This window comes from Methanosaeta sp. UBA458, from assembly GCF_002496085.1.
Taxonomy (GTDB): domain Archaea; phylum Halobacteriota; class Methanosarcinia; order Methanotrichales; family Methanotrichaceae; genus Methanothrix; species Methanothrix soehngenii.
This window is the reverse complement of record NZ_DAIK01000067.1, coordinates 1-5,476: the sequence shown is the minus strand read 5'-3', so window position 1 is coordinate 5,476 and position 5,476 is coordinate 1. Positions and strand designations below refer to the sequence as shown.

At 47.6% G+C, this 5,476-nt stretch carries 5 protein-coding genes; 2 read left to right on the top strand and 3 right to left on the bottom strand.

The features are described from left to right. The first annotated feature begins 1,084 nt into the window (after positions 1-1,084). On the top strand, positions 1,085-1,642 hold the full coding sequence (locus tag BP822_RS04635; protein WP_286877823.1) for a hypothetical protein: 558 nt from the start codon (positions 1,085-1,087) through the stop codon (positions 1,640-1,642). Between the two features lie 263 nt (positions 1,643-1,905). Here the strand turns inward: BP822_RS04635 and BP822_RS04630 are convergent, their stop codons facing one another. Together BP822_RS04630 and ribH are read right to left on the bottom strand one after the other, a co-directional pair. Further along, entirely contained in the window at positions 1,906-3,042 is a 1,137-nt protein-coding gene (locus BP822_RS04630; protein WP_286877822.1) for a pyridoxal phosphate-dependent aminotransferase, read from the bottom strand. A 3-nt stretch (positions 3,043-3,045) separates the two neighbouring features. After that, positions 3,046-3,456 (bottom strand): 6,7-dimethyl-8-ribityllumazine synthase, encoded by a 411-nt coding sequence (ribH, locus tag BP822_RS04625; protein ID WP_013719819.1) that lies wholly within the window; start codon positions 3,454-3,456, stop codon positions 3,046-3,048. A gap of 113 nt (positions 3,457-3,569) precedes the next feature. Here ribH and ilvE point away from each other — a divergent pair, with 113 nt between their 5' ends. Continuing rightward, positions 3,570-4,436, top strand: a complete 867-nt coding sequence (gene ilvE, locus BP822_RS04620) for a branched-chain-amino-acid transaminase (RefSeq protein WP_013719818.1) — start codon at positions 3,570-3,572, stop codon at positions 4,434-4,436. Positions 4,437-4,610: 174 nt separating this feature from the next. On the opposite strand, the gene BP822_RS04615 is transcribed toward ilvE, so the two are convergent. Beyond that, positions 4,611-5,009 (bottom strand): secondary thiamine-phosphate synthase enzyme YjbQ, encoded by a 399-nt coding sequence (locus tag BP822_RS04615; RefSeq protein ID WP_013719817.1) that lies wholly within the window; start codon positions 5,007-5,009, stop codon positions 4,611-4,613. Positions 5,010-5,476: the final 467 nt, after the last annotated feature.

Genomic DNA, 5,476 nt, shown 5'->3' with positions numbered 1-5,476 from the left:
ACACCCCGGAGCGATCTGTGAATGCTCCTAGGACTTCTCGCTTCGTTCTTCGCAATCCTACAAGTTAAACGTCACGGGACGAATGAGAGATAATCGATTCTCAGAGGAATGGTCGCAAAAGCTCTGCCCGATCATCGGGCAATAGGCCGTCATCTCCATGGTTAAAAAAAGCTGCCGCGGAAGAACTATCAAAAAAAGGAATCGCAATGCTGCTCATCTCTGAGAGCCAGAGTAATCAGCTCTCAATGCTTATGGCAGCATTGATGGGTGTGGTTATGATGCTCTTTGTCGTGAACATGTTCGTGCTCATGCATCTTTCCGTCATGCTCATGAGCATGGATGTGTTTTTCTGCGGTATGACAGCACATTTGGTTTCACCTCCGATTTTTCTTTCACAATATAATTTCAATTAAAATGCTATATAAGCATTACTGTTATCGATTATTTCCGAATATGTTTAAATTTTTTAAAGGAAGATTTTATGGTTTGTTATAATTATGCGCTGTATAATATGAATAAATCGTATATCGAATTTCTTGGTTCCAATTAGTATCACCTCATTGATCCCCTACCCTACCTTATAACCGATGACGGATCGATCATCGAGGCCGCAAGTCTCCTCTAAATCGTGGATGAGTTGAACACTCAGAAGAGAACTTTCGCTGCTATTCGACTCATTTTTTCCCGAACAATTCTCGCGCAGGGATCATAGCTAAGAAGTTCATCCTCAGAAATCCGACCACTTGCGGCATATTGTGGGCCATTCTCAGGGATGGAAAGGATAAGCCAATTCAGAAAATAGAAAAAATCGCAAGTATGCTTATTAGGGTAGCAATCATTCTTTTGTCCAAGAGGATATGTGATCAGCTTCGGTCGAGGAGGATATGCTTTATAGCTTTGGAAGAGCTCTCAAATGCTTGCGAGAAGATCCAATAGTGATCAAAGACAATGGGATTCCGGATCTTCAGCTATGGCAGGCATTACCGATCTGATCTGGACTATTGGCGAGATGATGATATTGTTAGTGGTTCCTGATAATACTAAAGCATGTCAAAGACGAGGCTAACTCTGAGGAGCAAATTTCATGTCAGACCCATTCGTGGAGACCATCGACAGTTGGACGAACTTCTTTATGCTGACCGGCTCTGTAGCCGCAACCCTAATTGGCCTTATCTTCGTCTCAGTCTCTCTTCATATAGACTTCATAGCTAGCGTTAGAAAAGATAGCGACATGAATACCATGGCCAGGCAGACCTTCGGCGATTTCTTGATGATTCTATCTTTCGCCTTCATATTTATGGTTCCGTTTGAAACACCGATGGGCGTCGGAGTACCGCTATTGATTCTGGGATTAATGATGCTTGCCCGTACGGGAAAACTTTGGCTTAAATTCGCGAGAAGTAGAAGTTCGCGGGGGCGGGCCTTTACTTCCAACCAGATGCTAGGAAGGCTCCTGATTCCCAATACCGTTTGCTTTGCAATTGTAGTCTTCCTGGCAATAGGAATTCTTCACGGTGATACACGTTATCTGGATTGGATAGTTCTGGTAGTAATTTGGTTGATGATATCATCCACCATAAATGCCTGGGATCTGATGCTCCAAGTGGCTGATATGAAAAGAGAGAAGGAGCAGCATGGTTAAGCTGGTGCAGCATTCATATTAACGGCTCCTCGCCATTTGGTATGGGTGAACTTGAATCGCAAAAACTCTATGTCTCGGTGCCTATGTGGTGAAACGCTATGCTTTGACCCAACCGCAGAGGAACAGAGGCCATATTCTCTGCCTGAAATCACCCACATAATTCAGCGAAGAGCCAAAAATTGAACTATTAGATAGCGATAGATAAAAGAAAAAGCAGGAAAAAGATGAGGTGCATCCGTCGAAAAGTAATATTATATTTATTTTCACATAATAAGCTTCTCTATCCTCTCCAGAGCCTGACGGATCCGATTCTGGCTGGTGGCGTAGGAGAGCCGGACATAATCCCTTCCCCCTGGTCCAAAGGCAGATCCGGGAGTGGCGGCAATGAGGGCCTCTTTGAGCAGCCTCTCGGTGAATAGATCTCCTCCCCCAAAGCCTGATACATCCGGAAACACATAAAAAGCGCCACCTGGAACGCCGCAGGGAATTCCCAGGCTCTTCAGGCCTGCGACCAGGAGATCCCGGCGGGCGCGAAACTCCGCCACCATCATATCGACATCATCCTCGGGCCCCTGCAGGGCGACAACCCCCGCCCGCTGCACAAAAGTGGTGGCCTGGGAAACGGAATGTGACAGAAGCCTGATCACCCACTTCATCGTCTCCTTGGGGCCGGTCAGATAGCCCAGACGCCAGCCGGTCATGGCATAAGCCTTGGAGAATCCATTTATGGTAACCGTTCTCTCTTCCATTCCCGGCAAGGAGCCCATGCTGATGTGTTCATGATCATAGATTATCTTCTCATATATCTCATCGGAGATCACAAAAAGATCGTGATCTATTGCCAGGTCGCGGATCTCCTCCAGCACAGGCCGCTCGAAGACCGCTCCGGTGGGATTAGAGGGGGAGTTGATTATGATCATCCGGGTCTTGGGACTTATCTTCTCCGCGATGTTCTGGGGCATGAAATCGGCATCAACCTCGCCCCAGACCACCGATCCTCCGGCAAAGGCCACGCTGGGCTCGTAGCTCACCCAGGAGGGACCTATCAATATGCACTCCTCGCCCTCCTGCAAGAGGGCCTGGATGGCGGCAAAGACGGCCATCTTAGCCCCTGGAGTCACTATCACGTCCTCAGCGGTAGAATGAATCAGATTCTCCCGGTTTAGCTTTTCTGCTATCGCCTGCCGCAGCTCGGGAATGCCGCCGGTTGGTGCATAATGAGTCTCGCCCATCCTGATGGAGTTGCAGCCCGCCTCGACGATATGCTTAGGGGTGTCGAAGTCCGGCTCGCCAACTCCCATATCGATGATATCAAGGCCGCTGGCAGTGAGCTTCTTCGCCGTGGCCGAGATCTTCAGGGTGGTTGACTCATGAATGGAGGCTATGCGCGCGGATACCATTCTTTAATCCCCACCGAGCCTCTGCAGGAGCTTGACCGCCGCCTCCACCGCCCTCTTGGAATAGTCCACCCTCTTTTGCGCATCTGCCCGGGACATCTTGGGGCCGGTGATCCCCAGGGTTACCGGCTTATTGCATTCAAGAGACAGATCCATCAGCTTTCTGGCTGCATGATTGACCACAACTTCATCATGGGCGGTCTCTCCCTGTATCACACAGCCGATTGTCACGACGGCATCGATGTCCTCGCGACAGAGCATCTTCTTCACTGCTATCGGCATATCAAAAACTCCAGGAACATAAACCACCGCTGCGACATCTGCTCCCAGGAACTGGGCATGCTCCCTGCCCAAAAGCTCCATCTGATAGGTGATGTCCCTATTGAACTCCGAGACGACGAAACCAAGTTTAGCCATTGACACCAAACCCCATGAAGAGTAGGCACCTAGCTGCCTTCCTTCCATAATAAACCCATCGATTCAATCAAAATGCATTTATCCTTGGTAATGATGGAGATACAGGATTCCCTATGAGCCTTATTTATATTGATGGTGAATATGTTCCAGCTGAAAACGCTGCGGTTTCTGTTTTCGATCATGGTTTTCTCTATGGCGATGGTGTCTTCGAGGGCATAAGAGCATATGGAGGACGGGTCTTCCGGCTGGAGGATCATGTCCGGAGGCTCTTTGATTCTGCTCAAGCCATCATGCTCTGTATCCCCCTGAGCCAGGAGGAGATGGCTCTGGCGATCAGAGATACGCTGCGCAAGAACAACCTGCGCGATGCCTATGTCCGGCCTATAGTTACCAGAGGATATGGAGATCTGGGCCTGGATCCACTGAAATGCAGGAAGCCCACGGTAATCATCGTTGCAGTTGAGTGGGGGGCGATGTATGGAAGCCTCTATGAGGTCGGCCTGACCGCCATCAGTGTCTCTGTTCGCAGAAACGCCCCCGATGCCCTGCCCCCGAATATCAAGAGCCTCAATTATCTGAACAACATCCTGGCCAAGATTGAGGCCAATGTCAAAGGGGGAAATGAGGCTATTATCCTTGATTCCCAAGGAAGGATCTCTGAGGGAAGTGGGGATAATATATTTGTCATAAAGAATAAAAAGGTATACACCCCTCATACCCTCAATAACCTGAAAGGGATAACCAGAGAGGCGGTCTTCGAGTTGGCGGAGAAGAATGGGATTGAGGTCATAGAGACTGATCTGGGCCTTTTCGACCTTTACACTGGGGACGAAGTCTTCGTCACTGGCACTGCAGCAGAGGTTGCTCCCGTCACCAAAATCGACGGCAGAATAATAGGCAGTGGCAAGCCTGGACCGATAACAAAAGAGCTCATGGTGGCATTCAGAGAATTGGCAATGAGCTCGGGAACTCCTATCTGATGCCTCAGGATAGCGAGACAGGTGCCAATTGCTCTGGCAAAAAAGCGAGCAAATAAAGACAAGAAAAGTACATTGGATGAGGGGACTGGCATAAGAAAAGGGATATCTTTCCTCTCTTACCTTTTTCGTCCTTTTGATCTCTTTCTCCAAGCACTAGATTAATTTATGCTATTTTTATAATTTGTACGGGATGGTCTTGATGTAAATTCTCCTCCTTCTCGGACCGTCAAACTCGAAGAAGAGAATTCTCTGCCATGTTCCTAATTTCGGCTTGCCCTCTGCGACAGGGATTGTGATGCTATTGCCAATGAGCGTTGCACGCAGGTGGGCATGGGCATTTCCATCATGATGATCATGAAGATAGCCGCCGTTCTCGGGTGCCAGTCTCTGCAGAAGGTTTTGTATATCCTTCATTAGGGGGGGATCTGCTTCATTTACCGTCAGGGCGGTGGTGGTATGGAGGGTGAAGACAAAAGCAATGCCTTCTTCAATTCCTTCCTCATGCAGGGCCAATATTACATTTGATGTGATATCTATCGCTTCTGTAGGCCTGGTTGTATCGATCTCGATCATTGCCAGTCACAGTTCATTAAGGTGCTATATGATAGATCAAAATTCCGGTTGATCGCAATAGAAGACCGCCCATAATCTCAATGCGGATCATTTTCAGATAATTCGAGAGGAGGATCCGGGTATATTCATCTTGAGGGGATGGATGACTTAAAAAGTCTTTAAGCGAATCCCGGATCCTTGGTCTAACTTATCGGCCATCATATATAAATTTTACTGTATATGGTGGACAGAATTGCATTCCAAAGTATTTTAGTCCACCATTCTGTGATGAATTGATAAAGAAACGAGATAAAACTATACTATGAAATAAAAATAAAAAAAAGCATCCACCATCATATCTAACAGTCCATTGTATGCGGTCTCCCCAGAGTACTGGAATGGGTAGGGACCATGGAAATTGGACGTTCTCTGGATAAAGAGATACGATATGGGGCTTAAAAAAAACCCCATGACATATAAAAATTTTT

Bases quoted from the DNA above. Each gene is read 5' to 3' on its own strand.
- BP822_RS04615 (WP_013719817.1), bottom strand. From the start codon at position 5,009: ATGATCGAGATCGATACAACCAGGCCTACAGAAGCGATAGATATCACA.
- BP822_RS04630 (WP_286877822.1), bottom strand. From the start codon at position 3,042: ATGGTATCCGCGCGCATAGCCTCCATTCATGAGTCAACCACCCTGAAG.
- BP822_RS04635 (WP_286877823.1), top strand. From the start codon at position 1,085: ATGTCAGACCCATTCGTGGAGACCATCGACAGTTGGACGAACTTCTTT.
- ilvE (WP_013719818.1), top strand. From the start codon at position 3,570: ATGAGCCTTATTTATATTGATGGTGAATATGTTCCAGCTGAAAACGCT.
- ribH (WP_013719819.1), bottom strand. From the start codon at position 3,456: ATGGCTAAACTTGGTTTCGTCGTCTCGGAGTTCAATAGGGACATCACC.